Source organism: Acidimicrobiales bacterium (genome assembly GCA_035294085.1).
Lineage (GTDB): Bacteria > Actinomycetota > Acidimicrobiia > Acidimicrobiales > Bog-793 > DATGLP01.
This window is the reverse complement of sequence record DATGLP010000019.1, coordinates 15,297-34,967: the sequence shown is the minus strand read 5'-3', so window position 1 is coordinate 34,967 and position 19,671 is coordinate 15,297. Positions and strand designations below refer to the sequence as shown.

The 19,671-nt window shown below is 74.1% G+C and carries 20 protein-coding genes and 1 tRNA gene; 11 read left to right on the top strand and 10 right to left on the bottom strand.

The window, feature by feature from the left end; all coding sequences use genetic code 11:
• Positions 1-52: 52 nt before the first annotated feature.
• The 5 genes from VKV23_06510 to VKV23_06490 form a co-directional block, all read right to left on the bottom strand.
• On the bottom strand, positions 53-790 hold the full coding sequence (locus VKV23_06510; GenBank protein HLI15684.1) for a maleylpyruvate isomerase N-terminal domain-containing protein: 738 nt from the start codon (positions 788-790) through the stop codon (positions 53-55).
• Complete coding sequence (locus tag VKV23_06505) at positions 778-1,296, bottom strand: HIT domain-containing protein (protein ID HLI15683.1); 519 nt, start codon at positions 1,294-1,296, stop codon at positions 778-780. Before VKV23_06505 ends, VKV23_06510 begins: the two co-directional genes overlap by 13 nt.
• Positions 1,293-3,275 (bottom strand): threonine--tRNA ligase, encoded by a 1,983-nt coding sequence (gene thrS / locus VKV23_06500; GenBank protein HLI15682.1) that lies wholly within the window; start codon positions 3,273-3,275, stop codon positions 1,293-1,295. The genes VKV23_06505 and thrS overlap by 4 nt, the downstream gene beginning before the upstream one ends.
• A 116-nt stretch (positions 3,276-3,391) precedes the next feature.
• Complete coding sequence (gene cysS, locus VKV23_06495; protein HLI15681.1) at positions 3,392-4,510, bottom strand: cysteine--tRNA ligase; 1,119 nt, start codon at positions 4,508-4,510, stop codon at positions 3,392-3,394.
• A gap of 129 nt (positions 4,511-4,639) precedes the next feature.
• Positions 4,640-5,104: a peroxiredoxin gene (locus VKV23_06490; protein HLI15680.1), complete on the bottom strand. Its 465-nt coding sequence runs from the start codon at positions 5,102-5,104 to the stop codon at positions 4,640-4,642.
• Positions 5,105-5,211: 107 nt separating this feature from the next.
• On the opposite strand from VKV23_06490, the gene VKV23_06485 reads away from it, so the two are divergent.
• The 3 genes from VKV23_06485 to VKV23_06475 are packed head-to-tail and all read left to right on the top strand — an operon-like array spanning position 5,212 to position 7,063.
• Positions 5,212-5,772 (top strand): hypothetical protein, encoded by a 561-nt coding sequence (locus VKV23_06485; GenBank protein ID HLI15679.1) that lies wholly within the window; start codon positions 5,212-5,214, stop codon positions 5,770-5,772.
• Between the two features lie 19 nt (positions 5,773-5,791).
• Complete coding sequence (locus VKV23_06480) at positions 5,792-6,379, top strand: RNA polymerase sigma factor (GenBank protein HLI15678.1); 588 nt, start codon at positions 5,792-5,794, stop codon at positions 6,377-6,379.
• A gap of 36 nt (positions 6,380-6,415) precedes the next feature.
• The gene (locus VKV23_06475) at positions 6,416-7,063 is read left to right on the top strand and encodes a zf-HC2 domain-containing protein (GenBank protein ID HLI15677.1); all 648 of its coding nucleotides are present in this window, start codon (positions 6,416-6,418) and stop codon (positions 7,061-7,063) included.
• 8 nt (positions 7,064-7,071) lie between these two features.
• Here the strand turns inward: VKV23_06475 and VKV23_06470 are convergent, their stop codons facing one another.
• Positions 7,072-7,713 carry a GtrA family protein gene (locus VKV23_06470; protein HLI15676.1) on the bottom strand — a complete coding sequence of 214 codons (642 nt, stop codon included), beginning with the start codon at positions 7,711-7,713 and terminating at the stop codon, positions 7,072-7,074.
• 140 nt (positions 7,714-7,853) lie between these two features.
• On the opposite strand from VKV23_06470, the gene arfB reads away from it, so the two are divergent.
• Positions 7,854-8,261, top strand: a complete 408-nt coding sequence (arfB, locus tag VKV23_06465) for an alternative ribosome rescue aminoacyl-tRNA hydrolase ArfB (protein ID HLI15675.1) — start codon at positions 7,854-7,856, stop codon at positions 8,259-8,261.
• 354 nt (positions 8,262-8,615) lie between these two features.
• On the opposite strand, the gene VKV23_06460 is transcribed toward arfB, so the two are convergent.
• On the bottom strand, positions 8,616-8,921 hold the full coding sequence (locus tag VKV23_06460) for a muconolactone Delta-isomerase family protein (GenBank protein HLI15674.1): 306 nt from the start codon (positions 8,919-8,921) through the stop codon (positions 8,616-8,618).
• Between the two features lie 51 nt (positions 8,922-8,972).
• Positions 8,973-9,046, bottom strand: a tRNA-Val gene (locus VKV23_06455).
• 197 nt (positions 9,047-9,243) lie between these two features.
• Here VKV23_06455 and VKV23_06450 point away from each other — a divergent pair.
• The 6 genes from VKV23_06450 to VKV23_06425 all read left to right on the top strand — a co-directional run bounded on the left by VKV23_06450 (position 9,244) and on the right by VKV23_06425 (position 17,318).
• Positions 9,244-9,864, top strand: coding sequence for a hypothetical protein (locus VKV23_06450; protein ID HLI15673.1), 621 nt, complete (start codon positions 9,244-9,246; stop codon positions 9,862-9,864).
• Between the two features lie 64 nt (positions 9,865-9,928).
• A complete protein-coding gene (locus VKV23_06445; protein HLI15672.1) occupies positions 9,929-12,313 on the top strand; it encodes an HAD-IB family hydrolase in 2,385 nt (794 codons plus the stop codon).
• Positions 12,310-13,575: a zinc-binding dehydrogenase gene (locus tag VKV23_06440; GenBank protein ID HLI15671.1), complete on the top strand. Its 1,266-nt coding sequence runs from the start codon at positions 12,310-12,312 to the stop codon at positions 13,573-13,575. Before VKV23_06445 ends, VKV23_06440 begins: the two co-directional genes overlap by 4 nt.
• A complete protein-coding gene (locus VKV23_06435; GenBank protein HLI15670.1) occupies positions 13,572-15,161 on the top strand; it encodes a lactate racemase domain-containing protein in 1,590 nt (529 codons plus the stop codon). Before VKV23_06440 ends, VKV23_06435 begins: the two co-directional genes overlap by 4 nt.
• 2 nt (positions 15,162-15,163) lie before the next feature.
• Positions 15,164-16,084 carry a lysophospholipid acyltransferase family protein gene (locus VKV23_06430; protein ID HLI15669.1) on the top strand — a complete coding sequence of 307 codons (921 nt, stop codon included), beginning with the start codon at positions 15,164-15,166 and terminating at the stop codon, positions 16,082-16,084.
• Between the two features lie 211 nt (positions 16,085-16,295).
• Positions 16,296-17,318: a LysR family transcriptional regulator gene (locus VKV23_06425; protein ID HLI15668.1), complete on the top strand. Its 1,023-nt coding sequence runs from the start codon at positions 16,296-16,298 to the stop codon at positions 17,316-17,318.
• Here the strand turns inward: VKV23_06425 and VKV23_06420 are convergent.
• Positions 17,248-17,835, bottom strand: a complete 588-nt coding sequence (locus VKV23_06420; protein HLI15667.1) for a GNAT family N-acetyltransferase — start codon at positions 17,833-17,835, stop codon at positions 17,248-17,250. The genes VKV23_06425 and VKV23_06420 overlap by 71 nt on opposite strands.
• Before the next feature lie 49 nt (positions 17,836-17,884).
• On the opposite strand from VKV23_06420, the gene VKV23_06415 reads away from it, so the two are divergent.
• The gene (locus VKV23_06415; GenBank protein ID HLI15666.1) at positions 17,885-18,487 is read left to right on the top strand and encodes a DsbA family protein; all 603 of its coding nucleotides are present in this window, start codon (positions 17,885-17,887) and stop codon (positions 18,485-18,487) included.
• 8 nt (positions 18,488-18,495) lie between these two features.
• Here the strand turns inward: VKV23_06415 and recA are convergent, their stop codons facing one another.
• On the bottom strand, positions 18,496-19,545 hold the full coding sequence (recA, locus tag VKV23_06410) for a recombinase RecA (protein ID HLI15665.1): 1,050 nt from the start codon (positions 19,543-19,545) through the stop codon (positions 18,496-18,498).
• Positions 19,546-19,671: the final 126 nt, after the last annotated feature.

Genomic DNA, 19,671 nt, shown 5'->3' with positions numbered 1-19,671 from the left:
CGCCCGAGGCTACCAGAGGACGAGGCTCGCTCTGGCACCGATCGCCGCCGTCTCAGCCAGGCAGCGACGAGAACGCGGCCGCGACGGACGGATCGCCGCGCAGCTCGAGCGCCTCGAGCCCGAGGCGGTTCCAGACGAACCGATCGAGCGCCGAGGCCGGTCCGCGGACCGTCGCCGCCGCCGGCCCGCTGCCAGCCGAGAACCGGAGCCGACGGCGATCGACCTCCACGACCCAGGCCGCCTCGGCGTCGGCGCACTGGAGGCACAGGCGCCCGCCGAGCGAGTCTCGGGCGAGGCGGTCGCCGTAGCCCGGTGCCGCGAGCAGCTCCAGCCGCTCGGCGACCCCGTCGAGCGCGAGGGAGCGCTCGATCGGGCTGACCGGGCCCGTTGCGAGCTCGGCGTCGACGCGGTGGATGGACGTCTCGTGTGCCAGCCGCCGGGCGAGCCAGCCGGTCGTGGGCTCCTCCCCCGTCCAGTTCCAGCAGGGCGCCTCCTCCCCCGCTGCCTCGAGCGCCGCGAGCAGCCGACCCGACTGTTCCTCGAGGAGCGCGAGGGGATCCCCGACCCCGAGCGCCGGTGCCTCGTGCCGGCGCGAGGGGTCGGCAGCCTCCACCTGGACGAGCCAGCGCCCGTAGACGGCGGCGAGGTGGCGCGCCAGCTCGGCGACGTCCCAGCCGGGGCACGTCGGCACCGGCGCGTCGAGACGGCCCGCCGCGGCGGTCGCGATCCGGGTGAGGTCGGCGCGCAGCGCACCGAGGTACCCGCCGAAGGGGAGCCTCACGACGGCCATGCGGCCCGCAGCTTCGACCAGCTCTCCGACAGCGCCTCGGGCATCACCCGTACGGAGGCGACCGTCGTCATGAAGTTCGTGTCGCCGAGCCAGCGCGGGACGACGTGGAAGTGGAGGTGCTCGGGGATCCCGGCGCCGGCCGCACGCCCGAGGTTGGCGCCGATGTTGTAGCCGTCCGGGTGGTACGCCTTCTCGAGCGCCTCGAGCGCGTCGCGCACGAGCGCCCAGAGCGCGCTGGCCTCGCCCTCCCCGAGCCCGGCAAGGTCCGAGACGTGGCGGCGGGGCATCACGAGCAGGTGGCCGCTCGCGTAGGGGTAGGCGTTCAGCAGCGCGAGCGCGTCGGCGCGCTCGCAGACGACGTGGCGCGTCGAGTCCGGCTCGTCCGAGCCGATGATCCGGCAGAAGACGCAGCGCGACAGCCCCTCGTCGTCCCGTGCGCCTTCCCCTGCCGTGACGGACGCCACGTAGCCGGCGCGCCAGCCCGCCCAGAGCTGCTCGAGGGTCACCGGCGTCTCACCGCCTCGGGCGAGGACTTCGCGGCGACTTCCTCCGCGAGGCGCTCGACGAAGGTCGCGAGTGGGACGTCCCGCTCGGGGGCGGCCGCGCCGCGGGCGTTCACCCCGACGGTCTTCCCGGCCACGTCGTCGTCGCCGACGACGAGGAGGTACGGCAGGCGCTCCAGCCGGCCGCGCCGGATCCGCGCCCCCACGGGTTCGCTCGCGGGGTCCACCTCTGCCCGCAACCCTGCAGCGGCGAGCGCGGACGCGACCTCGGCCGCGTACGGACCGTGGTCGTCGCGCACCGGCAGGACGCGCGCCTGCACCGGCGCGAGCCACGTCGGGAAGGCGCCCGCGTAGTGCTCGAGCAGGACCGCGAAGAAGCGTTCGACCGACCCGAACAGCGCCCGGTGGATCATCACCGGGCGATGCCGGGCGTTGTCCGGGCCCACGTAGGCGAGGTCGAAGCGCTGGGGCAGCTGGAAGTCGAGCTGCACCGTGGAGAGCTGCCAGCTGCGCCCGATGGCGTCGCGCGCCTGGACGGAGATCTTCGGACCGTAGAAGGCGCCGCCGCCCTCGTCGAGGACGAGCTCGAGGCCCATCGCCTCGCCCGCCGCCCGCAGCGCCTCCGTCGCCTCCTCCCACTCCTCGTGGCTCCCGACCGCCTTGTCCGGCGGGCGGGTCGACAGCTCGAGGTGGAAGTCCTCGAGGCCGAAGTCGCGCAGCACGTCGAGGACGAAGGCGAGCAGCGAGCGCAGCTCGTCGGCGAGGTCGGCGCGCGCGCAGAAGATGTGCGCGTCGTCCTGCGTCATGCCCCGCACGCGGGTGAGGCCGTGCACGACCCCGGACTTCTCGTAGCGGTAGACCGTCCCGAACTCGAAGAGGCGGAGCGGCAGCTCCCGGTAGGAGCGCTGCCGACTCGCGTAGATGAGGATGTGGAAGGGGCAGTTCATCGGCTTGAGGTAGTACCGGTGCTGCCCGTCGAGCTCCATCGGCGGGAAGATCCCCTCGGCGAACCACTCGAGGTGCCCGGAGGTCTCGAACAGGTCCGACTTCGTCACGTGGGGCGTGTTGACGAAGGCGTAGCCCGCGTCGACGTGGCGCTGTCGCGCGTAGTCCTCCATGATGCGCCGGACGAGGCCGCCCTTCGGGTGGAACACGGCGAGGCCCGAGCCGATCTCCTCGGGGAACGAGAAGAGGTCGAGCTCGGCGCCGAGGCGACGGTGGTCGCGCCGCTCCGCCTCCTCGAGCCGGCGCAGGTGCTCCGCCAGCGCCTCGGCGGACTCGAAGGCCGTGCCGTAGATCCGCTGCAGCTGGGGACGGCGCTCGTCGCCCCGCCAGTAGGCACCCGCCACCCGCGTGAGCGCGAAGTGCCCGAGTCGGTCCGTCGAGGGAACGTGCGGTCCGCGGCACAGGTCGACGAAGGTCTCCGAGTTCCGGTACGTCGTCACCGTCCCCGCCGCGACCTCGTGCGCGAGCTCGGGGTCCACGCGCCCGGCGGCTTCGGCGACCTGCTCGATGATCTCCCGCTTGAAGGGCTGATCGGCGAAGAGGGCGAGTCCCTCGTCGATCGACCGCTCCTCCCGCACGAACGGCTGGGCCTCCCCGATGATCGAGCGCATCTCCGCCTCGATGCGCGGCAGGTCGTCGTCCGAGAAGTGCCGCCCTCCGGGCAGCTCGAAGTCGTAGTAGAAGCCGTCCTCGATCGGCGGGCCGATCGCGTAGCGGGCCCCCGGGTAGAGCCGCAGGACGGCCTGGGCGAGGACGTGCGCGGTCGAGTGGCGCAGCACCTCCCGGCCCTCCTCGCTGCCGGCGACGACGAGGCGCACCTGGGCCCCGTCGACGAGGGGACGCCCGAGGTCGACGAGCTCCCCGTCCACCTCAGCGGCGACGGCGTCACGGGCGAGCTCGGGCCCGAGCGAGGTGGCGAGGTCGGCGGCGGTCGCTCCCGCTGGCAGGGTGCGGCGAGACCCGTCGGGGAGCCGCACGGATACGGCTCCCGCATCGTCTCGAGGCACGGACGCAGCTCCTCTGGTCGTCGGACGGTCGATCGCCAGAGCCTACCGGCCGGCCACCCGCTGCCCCGGGACTCGGCCTGCTCGTCTCACAGCTCGATGCCGAGGAGCCCCGCGGCGTCCGAGACGCCGTCGCCGCGGGCGACTGCGTCGTCGATCGCGGCGATGGCCCCGGGCACGTCGAGGTCGTCGTCGAGGCGGTCGCGCACCGCGTCGAGCGCGCCGTGCCCGTGGCCGGCGCGGCGCCAGGCCGCGAGGCGCCGGGCCGCGTCCACCAGCAGCCGCTCGTCCCAGTCCCACGACGAGCGGTAGTGCTGGCTCACGAGCGCGAGCCGGATCGCGTCGGGCTCGTGCTCCTTCAGGAGGTCGCCGACGAACACCAGGTTCCCGAGCGACTTCGACATCTTCTCCCCGTCGAGGCGCACCATCCCGACGTGCATCCAGTGCCGGACGAAGCGTGCCCCGGTCGCAGCCTCCGACTGGGCGGCCTCGCACTCGTGGTGCGGGAAGATCAGGTCCTCGCCCCCGCCGTGCAGGTCGATCGTCGTGCCGAGCTCCCGGATGGCGAGCGCCGAGCACTCGATGTGCCACCCCGGACGCCCGTCCCCGTAGCGCGAGGACCAGGCCGGCTCGTCGGGGAGCGACGGCTGCCAGAGGACGAAGTCGAGCGGGTCGTCCTTGTTGGGGTCGTCGACGTTGCCGCCCCGCTCCGCAGCGAGCGCCAGCATCTCGTCCCGGGTGAGGTGACTCACCTGGCCGAAGCGTGGGAAGGCGGAGACGTCGAAGTACACCGACCCGCCGGACCGGTAGGCGTGGCCGGCGTCGAGGACCTTGCCGACGAAGCTGAGGATGTCCGCGATCGCCGAGGTCGCCCGCGGCTCGGCCGAGGCCGGCAGCAGCTTGAGGGCGCGCATGTGCTCGTCGAAGCGTCCGATCTGCTCGGCGGCCAGGTCGAGGTAGTGCACGCCGAGGCTCCGGGCCTTCCGCAGGATGTCGTCGTCCACGTCGGTGATGTTGCGGACGCAGCGCGTCGTGTGCCCGAGGTCGCGCAGCCGCCGCTGGAGGATGTCGTACGCGAGGTAGGTCGCTGCGTGGCCGAGGTGCGCCGCGTCGTACGGCGTGATGCCGCAGGTGTACATGGTCACGACTGGCCCCGGGGTGAACGGCACCACCGCGCGCCGGGCCGTGTCGTACAGGCGCATGGTCATCGCCGGGGTGACCTCACCATCCGCAGGCTAGGAGACATCCGCAGGCGACGGGCACACCCCTACCCTTCCACATCCGCCCCGGCGGCGGACCCGGGGAGGGCGCACGACCCGATCGCCACCGTGGCGAGCTCAGCGCCGCACGGCCGCGCCGAGCACCTCGAGGGCGCGATCGGCGTGGAGCGCCGTGCGCAGCTCGGATCGGATCACGCCGAGGACCCGTCGGTCCGTGCCGATGACGAACGTCATGCGCCTCGTCCGCAGCGGCCCGACGCCGATGGGCCGGCGCGCCCCGAGCGCTGCGGCGACCGCGCCGTCGGGGTCCGACAGCAGCGGGAAGTGGATCCCGTGCACCTCGGCGAAGCGGCGAAGGCGCTCGACGGGATCCGGGCTGATGCCGACGGGCTCGGCGCCGACGGCGCCGAAGCGCTCGACCAGGTCCCGGAAGTGGCAGGCCTCGGCCGTGCAGCCAGGCGTCAGCGCCGCGAGGTAGAAGAAGAGCACGACCGGACCCTTCCGCACGAGCTCGTCGAGGCTCCGGAGCCTGCCGTGCTGGTCGGCGAGCTCGAACGCGGGGACCACCTCGCCGGTGCGCACGTCGGGAGCCTACCGGGGCGCGCGGCCGGCGCCAGTCTGACCGGGCGATGATCCCGAGCGCCCCCTGCGTCGTAGTACTGGGGACACCCTGGCACGAGGAGGCCTGCATGGCATCGACGACCACCCCGACCCTGCGGCCCACGAGACAGCACCGCCCGCCCGTCGCGCTCGTCGTGGCGGCCGGCGCCCTCGTCGCCCTCGGTCCCGCCCTGCCGAGCGCCGCGAGCACGAGGAGGCCGCCCGTGCACCGGTCGGTTCGCGCGCCGGTCACCGTAGCGCTCGCGCGCCGTGGCAAGCTCGGCACGGTGCTCGTCGACGCGCGCGGCTTCACCCTCTACCACTACCTGCGAGACGCCCGGGACACGAGCCGCTGCACGGGGGCGTGCGCGAGCCTCTGGCCGCCGCTGCTGCTCCCCAAGGGCGAGACCAGGCCGGTCGGCCGGGGGGTGCGCGGACTCGGGACCATCCGCCGCGACGGGCGCCTCCAGGTCACCTACAACGGCATCCCGCTGTACCGCTACGCCGGCGACACGAAGCCCGGGCAGGCGCGAGGCCAGGGCTACGCCCACCTCTGGACCGTCGTCCACCCGGGCAACGCAGCGACGGCCGCGCCGCGTCCGAAGCGCCCGCGCTCGACCACGACGACCTCGAGCGCCTACGGGTACTGAGCGCCTCTCGCCCGCGACCGTGCGTGCGCTCGCCCTCGGCGGGCGTGCGAAGGCCGCGTCCCTCTCCGACGAGGCCCTCCTCGCGGGGATGGCCACCGGTGACGAGGCCGCGACGATCGAGTTCGTCCGCCGCTACCAGCGGCGCGTCTTCGGCCTCGCCTACGGCATCCTGCGAGACGTCGACCTCGCCGAGGACGTGGCGCAGGAGGCGATGGTGCGCGCCTGGCGCCACGCCGCGGTCTACGACCCGCGCCGGGCGCCGGCGTCCGCGTGGGTGCTCACGATCACCCGCAACCTCGCCCTCGACCGGCGCCGTGCGCGCCACGACGCGCCCACGGCAACCGACGAGCTCGTCGCGCTCGTCGCCCACGCCCCGGCGGCCGAGGACCACCCCCCGGCCGTCGAAACCCTCGCCGGCCTGCGCAGCGCACTCGCGGGGCTGCCGGGCGACCAGCGCCGGGCGCTCGTCCTCGCCGCCTGGCTCGGCCTCAGCGCTCCGGAGGTGGCGGCGCTCGAGCAGATCCCGCTCGGCACGGCGAAGTCGCGGATCCGCCTCGCCCTCGCGAGGCTCCGCGCGCTCCTCGATGCCCAGGACGACGAGCCGTGAGGCGGCCGAGGAGCACGAGGCCACCTGCGGTGTGCCATGGCTGACGGGCGCGAGCGTTGCCGGGAGATCGAGGACGACCTCGCGCTCGCCGCCCTCGGCCTGCTCACCGGGCGCGCCCGCGCGGCGGTGCTCGCGCACGTCGAGCACTGCCGGGCGTGCGCGACCACCCTCGAGGCGCTCAGCCGCAGCGCCGACCGCGTCCTCGAGGGCGCTCCCGAGCTCGAGCCCCCGGTCGGCTTCGAGGTCCGCGTCTTCGAGCGCCTCGGCGTCGCGCGCCCGCGCCGGCGTCCCACGGCGCGCCGCGCCGCCCTCGCCGCCGTGGCCGCCGCCGCGCTCGCGGCCGGGGGCGTGGCGGCCGGCCGCTTCCTCGGCGCCGCGAGCACGCCGGGACTCGCGCCGGGCGCCCGCCTCGCCGCGTTCGGCGCCGCGGGTTCGGGGCGCGGCGAGGCGCTCGCCGCGCCCGGGGCGCTGCTCGTGGCCGTCTCCAACCTCCGCGCCGCCGGTTACGTCACCTGCGAGGTCACGACCCGAGACGGGCGCGCCATCGACGTCGGGCGGTTCTGGCTCGCGGCCGGGGCCGGCGCCTGGAGCGCCCCGCTGCCCGTGCCCGTCGCCGCGCTGGCCTCGGCGCGGCTCCTCGCAGCCAACGGCGAGGTCCTCGCCAGCGCGCGCTTCGGGAGCTGAGCCCGCGCCTACGATCGCCGCCGGTGCCCGGCCTGCCAGGCAGCGACGGCGATGGCGTCCTCGTGCGCCGGGCCTGCGCCACCCTCGAGCGCGGCGCCGCCCGCCTGCCACCTTGCGCCCTCGCTCTCGGCCGCGGCCACCCTGCGGCGCGCGGGGGCTGGCCGGATGAAGATCGCCGCCTCGTAGACGAGGTACTTCGCCACCCACAGCACGAAGCTCACGCCGAGGAAGATCGTCCCGACGACGACGAGGTGCGCGAGCCGGCTGGCCGGCGCGAGGCGGGCGAGCTCACCGGTCGCAACGCTCGAGATCCCCATGCTCACGACCGAGACCACCCAGTAGAGCACGATCTGGCGCAGCGGCCGCCGGCGGTCGGCCTCGGCCCAGATCCAGTAGCGCGACAGGAGGTAGGAGGGGAGGGCGCCCGCCAGGTTCGCGAGCAGGGCCGCTACCGTCGGCTGGAGGCGGGCGTCGACGAGCGCGAGGAGCGTGATCTCGCTGATCGCGAGGGCGGCGACGGAGGTCAGGAAGTAGCGTGCCACCCGGCGCACGGTCGCGACCGAGGGCAGCGACCACACCACCGGCCCGGCGCGCCGGCGCGCGACGCGATCTTCGACGTCGTCGCCGTCCTCGGAGATCGCGAGCGCCACGAAGCCATCCTCACGCGTCACTCTGATGGAATCCTGTGAGGATTGCGATGGAAGTGTTAGGGACTCGGCGCCAGGTCGATGGTCCCGACGCGCCCGGCGCGAGGTCCGAGCGCACCGCGGCGCACGAGGAAGACCTCCGCGTGAATCGGCGCCTGACCATCCCGGCGGAGGAGCTGCAGTGGCGCTTCTCCACGAGCGGCGGACCAGGTGGCCAGCACGCCAACCGGACGAGGACCCGCGTCGATCTCCGCTTCGATGTCGCGTCCTCCCGGCACCTCGGGCCGCGCCAGAAGGCGAGGCTCCTCGAGCGGCTCGGACCGGTGGCCCGGGTCGTCGTGAGCTCGCAGCGCTCCCAGCAGCGCAACCGCGCGCTCGCGCGGGAGCGCCTCGCGCAGCGGCTGGCGCTCGCGCTGCGCGAGCACGCCCCCCGACGGCCGACCGTCCCCCCAGCTGCGGCTGCCGAGCGGCGCCTCGACGCGAAGCGGCGCCAGGCGGCGAAGAAGCGCGCCAGGCGCCCACCCGCCCTCGATGGGGCTCCGACGGGATGAGGCCGCCGCCTCGCGGAGACCCTGCCCTCGCGCCGACCGTGGCGCCACGCGCCGCGCGGCGGTCGGCACCGCCGCGGCGACGATGCTCGGCTCGTTGACCGCGAGGGGGTCGAGGGCGACGGTGGTACTCGCGACGCGCCGCGGATCGAGCGCCGCGCGCCGGTCGGCAGGGTCTGGCCCGCCCGCCGTCGTCCGAGGCGGGTGGGCGCCTGTGCCGTGGATTCGGTCGCGGCTCGGGCGGTGCCAGGTCCGGGGACACGACGACCGCTGCGCCGACGCTCGCCCGCCGGGGCGGCCGAAGGGCGACCTCGTCGCGACGAGCGCCCGGCGCGAGACGCCAGTCGGCGCCGGCGCCTAGCCGGCCGCCTCGCGCCCGCCCCAGGCGACGGGGTCCGAGGGGTGCCGGGCGAGGGGCACGACCCGCACCGACAGCCACGGGTAGAGCGGGAGCGACGAGATCGCCTCGTGCAGCCGCGTCGCGTCGTCGGCACGCCACACCCCGACGTTCGCCCAGCGGCCGGGGATCCGCCAGAGGCGTTCGATGACGCCCGCCTCGGCGAGGACCTTGGCGCGGGCCGCCTCCTCGTCGACGAGCCTCGCCTTCGTGTCCTCGTCGCCGTCGGGCGGCCAGTTCACGGTGATGTGCACGAGGAACTCCACCGTCGTGCGCGCCCTCCTCCCGATCCCTCGCCCGGCGCCGTGTCGCTCCCGTGGGCGCTACAGGACTCGAACCTGTGACCTCAGCCGTGTGAAGGCTGCGCTCTAACCACCTGAGCCAAGCGCCCGCTCGACGCCCACGCCGCCCACCGAGCTCACCCCGCTGCGAGCGTCGGGCCGCGGCCGGCGACCAGGCCAGTCTCCCATCGAGCGGTCTCGGCCGCAACCGCGCGAAGCCCGGTGGGGAGGAGAGCCCGATCCGGTGACGCTCGTCCGAAGGGCGGGGCTCGCCCGAGGCGCGCGAGCGGCCACTAGCCTCTTGCGCGTGACCGAGCACGGGGCAGGTGCGCCCGCAGCGAGCGACGGCTCGTCGCCGGGTGCAGGCGCGCCGGCGCGCTCGCGCCCTCGCCTGCGCACCCTCGCCACCGGGCTGTGGCACCAGCGCCCCGGACCCCGTTCGCCCCGGCCGGCCTCACCGCGGCCCGCCGGCGAGAAGGAGATCGTGAACGGCCTCGACCGTCGCGAGCGCCTCCTCGGCGCCGGCGCGGTCGCGCTCGCGATCGCCTTCACCGTCGCGGGCTACCTCGTGAACCACCGCAGCACCTCGGCGCAGGTCCGGGCCGACGCCGACACCCTCCTCGTCGCCGGCTCGCTCGTGACGGCGCTGATGCTCGTCGGCCTCCTCCTCCGGCGCCGTGCCCTGCTCGGCTTCGCCAGCTTCATGACGGGCATGGAGGCGATCACGGGGCGCAACACCCTCGGGATCCTGTTCCTCCTCTACGGCGGGTGGCTCATCATGCGGGTCATGGCGCGACAGCGCCAGCAGGCGGGCGCGGCGGCGCCGGCAGCGGCGACGCGCCGACCGGCACGAGCCGCGGGCCCGCCGAGGGCCTCGAAGCGCTACACGCCGCCCCGCCGCCGGCCGACCGCGGCGAGGAAGCGGTGAAGCCCGGGCGCAACGACGCGACGGGCCCGCGCCGAGGCGCCTGGGCGCCCGCCGCCAGCGTGCCGTGATCGCTGATCGGCTCGCCGGGCGGCGCATCGCGATCACCGGTGCGACGGGCTTCCTCGGGACGGCCCTCGTCGAGCGACTCCTTCGCGCCGTCCCCGGGTGCCAGCTCCTCCTCCTCGTCCGCCCGGGGCGCCGGGCCGACGCGACCGAGCGCCTCCGTCGCGAGATCCTGCGGAACGACTGCTTCGACCGCCTGCGCGCCGAGCTCGGCGAGCGATTCGACGACGAGGTGACGCGACGGGTGGTCGCGGTCGCCGGCGACGTCGCAAGCGAGGGCCTCGGCCTGGACGACGCCGGTCGCCGCCAGCTCGCCGCCTGCGACGTCGTCATCCACTCCGCTGCCACGGTGAGCTTCGACGCGCCGCTCGACAGCGCCGTCGAGGTCAACCTCCTCGGGCCGGCACGCGTCGCCAGGACGCTCCTGGACCTCACGACCGAACGCGCCGGCTCGGCGCTCCCGCACCTCGTCGCGGTGTCCACCGCCTACGTGAACAGCGCGCACCATGGCGACGCAGCCGAGGAGCCCGTGCAGGCGAGCCGCTACCTGGCCCTGCCCGAGTGGCGAGCCGAGGTCGCCGCGGCCCGGCGCGCCCGGGCCGACGCCGACGCCGAGAGCAGGGCGCCTGCCCTCCTCGCACGCTTCCGGCGCGAGGCGCGCGCCGAGCTCGGGGCCGCCGGTACGGCGCTCCTCGCCGAGCGCACCGAGCGCCTGCGGGAGGCGTGGGTCGCCGACCGCCTCGTCGAGCTGGGCCGAGCCCGCGCCCAGGCGCTCGGCTGGCCGGACGCCTACGCCTTCACGAAGTCGCTCGGCGAGGTCGCCCTCTGCGAGAGCCGTGGGGACCTCCCCGTCACCATCGTGCGCCCGTCGATCGTGGAGTCGGCCCTCGCCGAGCCCCGACCGGGCTGGATCCGAGGCTTCCGGATGGCCGAGCCCGTGATCATCTCCTACGCCCGCGGTCTGCTCCGCCAGTTCCCGGGTGTCCCCGAGGGCGTCATCGACGTCATCCCGGTCGACCTCGTCGCGGCCGGAATCATCGCCGTCGCCGCGCGCGGGCCGCGCCCGGGGGAACCGGAGATCATCCAGATCGCCTCGGGCGTGCGCAACCCCCTCCGGTACGGGACGCTCGTCGACCTGTGCGAGCGGTGGTTCACCGAGCACCCGCTCTACGACGGCAGGGGCCAGCCGATCGTCGTACCGAAGTGGTCCTTCCCCGGCCGCGGCAAGGTGCAGGGCGAGCTCAAGCGAGCCGTGAGTGCGCTGCGCGGCGCCGAGCGCGTCGTGAACGTCCTGCCGATCCGCGGCGAGCTCGCCGAGCGCGCCTCGTCCCTCGAGGAGCGCCGCGAGCTGGCCGAGCGTGCGCTCGGCTACGTCGAGCTCTACGGGAGCTACACCGAGACCGAGGCACGCTTTCGGATCGACAACGCCCTCGCCCTCTACCGCTCGCTCGACGACGCCGACCAGCAAGCCTTCTGCTTCGACCCCGCGGTCATCGATTGGCCGTCCTACGTCCGCGACGTCCACCTGCCCTCGGTCGTCGAGCACGCTCGGGTCCGCACCTCGCCGGCGCCACGACGATCGCCGAGCCGGGAGGAGCGGGCGCGCCGATCGGTCCTCACCGAGGCGCCGCGCTGCGCCGTGTTCGACCTCGAGCAGACGCTCGTGGCCTCCAACGTCGTCGAGTCCTACGCCTGGCTCGCGACGCGCCACCTCCCCCTCCTGCGCCGCGCGCAGCTCGCCGCCCAGCTGATCGCCGAGGGCCCGAGACTGCTCGCCGTCGACCGGCGCGACCGCACCGACTTCCTGCGCGCCTTCTACCGCCGCTACGAGGGCGCGCCCGAGGCGCGCGTGCGCGCCGACGCCTGGGAGCTGTTCAGCGACCTCCTCCTGCTCCGGTGCTTCCCGGGCGCGATCGAGCGCCTGCGCACCCACCGGCAGCTCGGCCACAGGACGCTGCTCATCACCGGGGCCCTGGACTTCGTCGTCGCGCCGCTCGCGCCGCTGTTCGACGAGATCGTCTGCGCACGCCTCGAGGTGCGCGACGGCCGCTTCACCGGCGAGCTCGCCTCCACGCCGCCGACCGGTGAGGCCCGAGCCCTGCTCATGGAGCGCTGGTCGGCGTCGTTCGGTCTCTCGCTCGCCGAGACCGTCGCGTACGCGGACTCGACGAGCGACCTGCCGATGCTCGAGGCCGCGGGCCACCCCGTGGCGGTGAACCCCGAGCCGAAGCTCGCCGCGATCGCCCGACGGCGCGGCTGGCCGATCGAGCGGTGGGGACGCGCCCCCGGGGGCCCGTGGCGCCCGCTCGCGGTCGCGACGCGCCGCACCGGGCCGCGCACGGAGCCGCCGAGCGCCACCCAGCTCGGTCCAGCGGCACGAGCATGAAGGCCCTCCTCGTCGAACGACACGTCCACCGCTTCGCCGCGGCACGCGCCGCTGCTGCGCTCGCCGGCGCCGGAGCTGGCATCGGGATCGGTCCGCTGCGGCTCGCCGACGTCGACCCCCCGCGCCCGCTCGGACCTTCCTGGCGGCGGCTGCGGCCACGGCTCGCGGGCATCTGCGGCTCGGACCTCACGACACTCGACGGCGCGAGCTCGCGCTACTTCGAACCGATCGTCAGCTTCCCGTTCGTGCCCGGCCACGAGGTCGTCGCCGACCTCCTCGACGGTCCGGACGCGGGCCGCCGCGTCGTCCTCGAGCCGGTCCTGTCCTGCGTCGTCCGCGGCCTCGACCCGCCGTGCCGCGCCTGCGCCGCGGGACGACGAGGCCGCTGCGAGCGGATCGCGTTCGGCCACCTGCGGCCGGGCCTGCAGACCGGGTACTGCGCCGACACCGGGGGCGGGTGGTCCGAGGAGCTCGTCGCCCACGAGAGCCAGCTCCACCTCGTGCCGGACCACCTGAGCGACGAGGACGCCGTGCTCGTCGAGCCGACCGCGTGTGCCATCCACGCCGCGCTCGCCGCGCGCGTCGCCCCGGGCGAGCACGTCGTCGTCCTCGGAGCGGGGACGCTTGGCCTGCTCACGGTCGCAGCGCTCCGGCAGCTCAGCCTGCCCGCCAGCCTCCTCGCGGTGGCCAAGCACCCCGTGCAGCGCTCGCTCGCCGACCAGCTCGGCGCCGATGCCGTCGTCGAGCCCGGCGAGCTGGCCCGAGCGGTCCGCCGGTCCACCGGTTCCCTCGCCCTCGCCGGTCGCAGCGGTGGCGTCCGGCGACTCGCCGGCGGGGCGGACGTCGTCCTCGACTGCGTGGCGAGCGCGGAGTCGATCGCGGCCTGCCTCGCCGTCGTCCGGCCCGGGGGGCGCATCGTCCTCGTCGGCATGCCGGGGTCGGTGCACGTCGACCTCGCGCCGCTGTGGCAGCGCGAGGTGACGCTCTCGGGCACCTACGCCTACGGCACCGAGCAGCTGGCCGGCGACGAGCGCCCCACCTTCCAGCTCGCGCTCGAGCTCGTCGAGGCGGCAGACCTCGGCCGCCTCGTCTCGGCCCGCTACCCTCTTGAGCGCTACGAGGAGGCCATTCGCCACGCGGCGAACGCCGGTCGGCGCGGCGCGGTGAAGGTCGCGTTCGACCTGCGGCGCGACGCGGCGACGAGATGGTGGAGCGCGACCGCCGACCCGATCGGCACCGAGGAAGGAGAGGGCAGGACGTGAGCCCGAGGCCGGGGTTCGTCCTCGAGGTCGACCGCTCGACGCCCCCCGTGCTGTTCTGGCACGGGGAGGGCTTCCGCCTCGAGCGCCTCCCCGTCGGCTCGCGGGTCATCTACCCGCCCGAGCCCGTCGCCCCCCTGCGCGACCCAGCCGCCGCGATCCGGGAGGCGCTCGAGCACCCGCTCGGCGACTCCCCCCCGCTGTCCGCCCTCCTGCACCCCGGGATGCGCCTCACGATCGCCTTCGACGACGTCTCGCTCCCGCTCCCCCCGATGCGGGCGCCGGACGTGCGCCAGCTCGTCATCGAGGCGGTCCTCGACCAGGCGGCAGCGGCCGGCGTCGACGACGTCGTCCTCATCGCCGCGCTCGCACTGCACCGGCGCATGACCGACGACGAGCTCCGCCACGCGCTCGGCAGCCGCATCTTCGACGCGTTCGCCCCGAACGGCCTGCTCCTGCAGCACGACGCCGAGGACCCGGCGAACCTCGTGCACCTCGGCACGACCGAGGCGGGCGAGGACGTCGAGATCAACCGGCGCGCCGCGGAGAGCGACCTCCTCGTGTACGTCAACATCAACCTCGTCGCGATGGACGGCGGCCACAAGTCGGTCGCCACCGGGCTCGCCAGCTACCGGTCGCTGCGCCACCACCACAACGTCCGGACGATGCAGCACAGCCGCTCCTTCATGGACCTCCACCGTTCCGAGCTGCACCACTCGAACTGGCGAATGGGCCGTCTGATCAAGCAGGCCGGCGTTCGCGTCTTCCAGATCGAGACGACGCTCAACACCGACACGTTCCCCGCGCAGTTCGGCTTCCTCCAGCGACGGGAGTGGGAGTGGCGCTTCGTGGACCGTGCCGGCTTCAGCGCGACGAAGGCGGCGCTCGACCGGACCCCTCCCGCGCTCGCCCGTCAGATCTTCCAGGCGATCCGGGCCCCGCACGCCCTCGCGTCCGTGCAGGCCGGCGAGGTCGAGGCGGTGCACGAGCGGACCCTCGCCAACGTCCACGCCCAGCAGCTCGTGCCCGTCAGCGGCCAGACCGACGTCGTCACTATGGGGCTCCCCTACATCTGCCCCTACAACGTCAACTCGATCATGAACCCGATCCTCGTCGCCTGCCTCGGCCTCGGGTACTTCTTCAACCTCTACCGCAACCGCCCCGTCGTGCGCGAGGGCGGGGTGGCCATCCTGTCGCACCCGACCCCGTGGGCGTTCCACCCGGTGCACCACCCGAGCTACATCGACTTCTTCGAGCAGGTGCTAGCCGAGACGACCGATCCGCTCGAGATCGAGTCGAAGTTCGAGGAGTCCTACGCCCGCGACGAGTGGTACATCCACCTGTACCGGACGTCCTACGCCTACCACGGGGTCCACCCCTTCTACATGTGGTACTGGTGCGCGCACGCGCTCGAGCACCTCGGGCAGGTCATCGTCGTCGGCGGGGACCGCCGGGCAGTCCGCCGCCTGGGCTTCAAGCCCGCGAGCACGCTCGCCGACGCGCTCGAGATGGCGGAGGACGTCGTCGGGCGCGACCCCTCGATCACCCACCTGCACCTGCCGCCGCTCTTCCTCGCCGACGTGACGTGACCATGCGCGTCCCCGCCCGCGTCGAGGCGGTGGTGCGCCGGCCCCCGTGGCCCGGCACCGTGCCCCGCCCGCCCGTGCGCCGCGACCTCGGCGTCGACTACGACACCGCGTGGAGCCGCCGCCCGCCAGCTCGGTTCGTTCGCGCGCTCCTCCTCGACAACGTGACCCGTCCCCTCACCTACCTCGCGACCCGACCGAAGGTCCTCGGCAGCGAGCACCTCGCGGCGCTGCGCGCCCCGGTCATCTTCGCCGCGAACCACACGAGCCACCTCGACACCGCGATCGTGCTCAGCGCGCTCCCGGCCCGCTTCCGCCATCGCGCCGTCGTGGCAGCGGCCGCCGACTACTTCTTCGACCGGGCCTGGAAGGCACGCCTGTGGCCGCTGCTGCTCGGGACCATCCCGATGGAGCGCACGAAGGTGAACCGCAGGAGCGCCGACCTCGCCGCCGAGCTGCTCGGCGAGGGCTGGAGCCTCGTCATCTTCCCGGAGGGAGGTCGCAGCCCCGACGGCTGGGGCCAGGAGTTCCGCGGCGGCGCTGCCTACCTCGCGAAGCGCTGCGGCGTGCCCGTCGTCCCGATCCACCTGAAGGGGGTGCGACCGCTCCTGCCCAAGGGCCGGGGCACGCTGCGTCCAGGAACGGTCGAGGTCCGCTTCGGGTCCCCGCTCTCGCCGCTCGCCCCGACACCAGGCGGCCGTGAGGAGGACGCCCGGCGCTTCGCGGCACGCATCGAGGCGGCCGTCGCGGCGCTGGCGGACGAGGCCGAGAGCGACTGGTGGTCGGCACGTCGGCGCGCCGCGCGCGGCACGACCCCGGCGTTCCGCGGACCGCAGGCCGCTGCGTGGCGGCGCGCCTGGGCGCTCGCAGAGAGCGCGCGCCGCGACCGGCCGAGACAGCCCCGCGGGTCGGCCAAGCCCTGGTGATCGAGCCACGGCTTGACACGCCCTGGTCCGCGACGGCTAGGTTCCGGTCCGAGACGCGAAGAAGGAGCCGGAGGGGGGATCCGGCTCCTTCCTGTCATCCCGCCAGGTATCGGAGGGGGGATCCGATGTCGCCTGCGGTCTGACACCAGTATCTGCCCTGGTGGCCCATCAGTCAAACAGTTTCGGTAGATATTTGCTATCGTCTTTAGCGATGGACCTCCGGCAGCTGAACGCCATCGTCGCCATCGCGGAGCACGGGTCGTTCTCTGCAGCCGCTGACGCCCTCGCCACGGTCCAGTCGAACATCTCGACGCACGTGAAGAAGCTCGAGGTAGAGCTCGGAACCTCGCTCGTCGATCGCGCCACCGGCGAGCTCACCGAGGCGGGCGAGCTCGTCGTCGCGCGAGCGCGCCGCGTGATCGGCGAGCTCGACGCGATGAGCTCGGACGTCACGGCCCTGAGCCACGAGGTCATCGGAACCGTGCGCCTCGGCGCCATCGGGACCGCTGCTCGCTGGCTCGTGCCCGGGCTGCTCGACCTCGTCCCTCTCCGCCACCCTCACCTCCACCTCGTCTTCATCGAGGCGACGACGCTCGGCCTCGACAGCCAGCTGGCGAGCGGGCAGGTCGACATCGGCGTGCTGGCCCTGCCCGCCTCGGGTACCGAGGTGCGCACGGTGCCGCTCTTCGAGGAGGACCTCGGCCTCGTCCTGCCGAGCGACCACCCTCTCGCCGCGGCCGATCGAGTCAGCCTCGCCGACCTCGCTCGCCTGCCCCTGCTGCTGCCGACGCGGGGCAGCGCCTACCGGGACGACCTCGACGCCCTCACTCGCGCCGCCGGCGTCACCCTCCGACCGCGAGCCGAGATGGACAGCCTCCGGCTGATCGCCTCGCTCACCTTCGAGGGCTCCGGCTTCTCGATCCTTCCCTCCGGCGCGATGACACCGGGCCTGCGCGAGCGCTGGACGCTCGTTCCCGTGGAGGGCCTCGCCCCGCGCCTCGTCGGCTTCGCCCAGCGCCGCCGCGGCATGCCCGGCGCGCCCGTGCGCGCGGTGCTCGACATCCTGACCGAGGTCGTCCTCGACCCGGGCCGCACCCCACCCGGCGTCCGACCGATCCCAACCGAGGTCGGGCGCGCCCGGCACGAGCCGCCCGCGGTCGGGCTCAGGCCCGTGGCCGGCGTGCCATCAGCCACAGCGTCGGGCCGCCCGCCGGCGCCGTCACCTGCGCCGTGACGCGGAAGCCGTGGCGGACGTAGAAGGGGACGGTTCCGGCACGAGAGCACTCGAGGTAGGCCTCGGTCCCCGAGCGATCGCAGGCCTCGAGCACCGGCTGCAGCAGCGCCGAGCCACGACCTTCGCCCTGGCGGCGCGGGTCGGTCCCGAGCGTCCCGAGGTAGTAGTGACGGGCTTCGGGGTGGTGCGCGGCCAGCAGCCGCGCCAGCTGGCGGGCAGCGAGCAGCCGCCCTCGCAGCACGGGGGCGAGGAGGAGGACGTCGGCCAGCTGCCGGGCCAGGTCCGGCGGCGCCGCGCTCGGCGGCATCCACAGGGCGGCCGCGTCTCGCTCGGCGGTCGTGAAGACCTCGCCGCGGGGCAGGTAGTGGTGCCGAAGCTGCAGCGCGAAGAATCGGCGCAGGCTGGCCTCGCGACGCGCCGCGGCGGGGAAGAGGTAGCACGCGACCGGGTCGTGCGCGAACGCCCGGGCCAAGGACGCGGCGATCGGCGCGACGTCGCCGGGACGGGCCCGCCGCACGCCGGACGCCGCGGGGAATCTCTCGGCGGGTGCCGGAGTTGATCGTTGCATGACCACTCGCTCGTTCTCCGTTGCATTCGACTACCGCTGCCCATTCGCGCGCAATGCCAGCGAGCACGTCGTCGCCGCGATGCGGGCCGGAGCGCCCTACGAGGTCACCTTCCGGGCCTTCAGCCTGCCCGAGGTGCACGTCCCCGAAGGCGGCCTGAGCGTCTTCGACGACCCGAGCAAGCGCAACGAGCTCGTGGCGCAGGCGGCGGCCCTCGTCGTGCGCGAGCGCTTTCCGGACCGTTTCCTCGCGGTCCACACCGCCTTCTTCGTGGCGCGCCACGAGCACGGCCGCGACCTGCGCGAGGAGGAGACGGCTCGCGCCGCGCTGAAGGAGGGGGGAGCGGACGCTGACGCCGTCTTCGCGGAGCTCGACGCGGGTTGGCCCTACGACCTGCTCGCGACGGAGCACCGAGGCCTCGTGGCCTCGCACGCGGTCTTCGGCGTGCCGACCTTCATCGCCGGCGAGCAGGCGGCGTTCGTCCGCCTGCTCAGCCGTCCGCGCAGCGGGGAGGAGGCCCGCGCCACGATCGATCGGGTGCTCGACCTGCTCACGTCACACACCGAGCTCAACGAGTTCAAGCACACCTCGATCCCGCGCTGAGGATCGGATCAGTCCTCGGCGAGGGTGATCGGCTCGTCGTCACCGATTCCGGCCCCGAGGGGGACGTCGATACCGAGCTTGTCGGCTACCTCCCTGCGGATCCGCTGGTCCAGGTCGACCATCAGCTCCGGGGTCTCGCGCAGGAACTGCTTCGCGTTCTCGCGTCCCTGCCCGAGCTGCTCACCCTCGTACGTGTACCAGGCGCCGGACTTCTTCACGATGCCGAGGTCGACGGCGACGTCGAGGATCGAGCCCTCGCGGCTGATCCCCTTGCCGTACATGATGTCGAACTCCGCCTGGCGGAAGGGCGGGGCGCACTTGTTCTTCACGATCTTCACCCGCGTCCTGCTCCCGATGACCTCGGTGCCGTCCTTGATCTGCTCGGCTCGGCGGATCTCGAGGCGCACCGAGGCGTAGAACTTGAGGGCCCGGCCACCCGGGGTCACCTCCGGCGAGCCGTAGACGACGCCGATCTTCTCCCGGAGCTGGTTGATGAACAGCGCGATCGTCTTCGACTTCGACAGCGCGGCGGTCAGCTTGCGCAACGCCTGGGACATCAGCCTCGCCTGCAGGCCGACGTGGCTGTCCCCCATCTCGCCTTCGATCTCGGCACGTGGCGTCAGCGCGGCCACCGAGTCCACCACGAGGACGTCGATCGCGCCCGAGCGCACCAGCAGCTCGGCGATCTCGAGCGCCTGCTCACCGGTGTCCGGCTGGGAGATGAGCAGCTCGTCGATGTCGACGCCGATGGCCTTCGCGTAGACCGGGTCCATGGCGTGCTCTGCGTCGATGTAGGCGCAGATGCCGCCGTTCCGCTGCGCCTCCGCCACCACGTGGAGGGCGAGGGTCGACTTCCCCGAGGACTCGGGGCCGTACACCTCGACGATCCGGCCACGCGGCAGGCCGCCCACGCCGAGCGCGAGGTCGAGCGACATCGCCCCGGTCGAGATCGACTCGATCGCCATCGAGAGGTGCTCGCCCATGCGCATGACCGAGCCCTTGCCGAACTGCCGCTCGATCTGGCCGAGCGCCGCCTCGAGCGCCTTGTCTCGCTCCATTCCCCTCGCTCCCTCTCCAGCCGGCAACCGGCAGCCTGCGCTTGGCCCCGAGACGATAGGGAGTGGCTGTATCGCCTCCCCGCGCGCCGCCACGGGTACTCACGTGACTGTAGTTCCGAACACCTG

Excerpts from the sequence above, each read along its gene's own strand:
- VKV23_06475 (HLI15677.1), top strand. The coding sequence starts at position 6,416 with ATGGCTGACGGGCGCGAGCGTTGCCGGGAGATCGAGGACGACCTCGCG.
- VKV23_06510 (HLI15684.1), bottom strand. The coding sequence starts at position 790 with ATGGCCGTCGTGAGGCTCCCCTTCGGCGGGTACCTCGGTGCGCTGCGC.
- cysS (HLI15681.1), bottom strand. The coding sequence starts at position 4,510 with ATGACCATGCGCCTGTACGACACGGCCCGGCGCGCGGTGGTGCCGTTC.
- VKV23_06425 (HLI15668.1), top strand. The coding sequence starts at position 16,296 with ATGGACCTCCGGCAGCTGAACGCCATCGTCGCCATCGCGGAGCACGGG.
- VKV23_06440 (HLI15671.1), top strand. The coding sequence starts at position 12,310 with ATGAAGGCCCTCCTCGTCGAACGACACGTCCACCGCTTCGCCGCGGCA.
- recA (HLI15665.1), bottom strand. The coding sequence starts at position 19,545 with ATGGAGCGAGACAAGGCGCTCGAGGCGGCGCTCGGCCAGATCGAGCGG.
- VKV23_06415 (HLI15666.1), top strand. The coding sequence starts at position 17,885 with ATGACCACTCGCTCGTTCTCCGTTGCATTCGACTACCGCTGCCCATTC.
- VKV23_06485 (HLI15679.1), top strand. The coding sequence starts at position 5,212 with ATGGCATCGACGACCACCCCGACCCTGCGGCCCACGAGACAGCACCGC.
- VKV23_06430 (HLI15669.1), top strand. The coding sequence starts at position 15,164 with ATGCGCGTCCCCGCCCGCGTCGAGGCGGTGGTGCGCCGGCCCCCGTGG.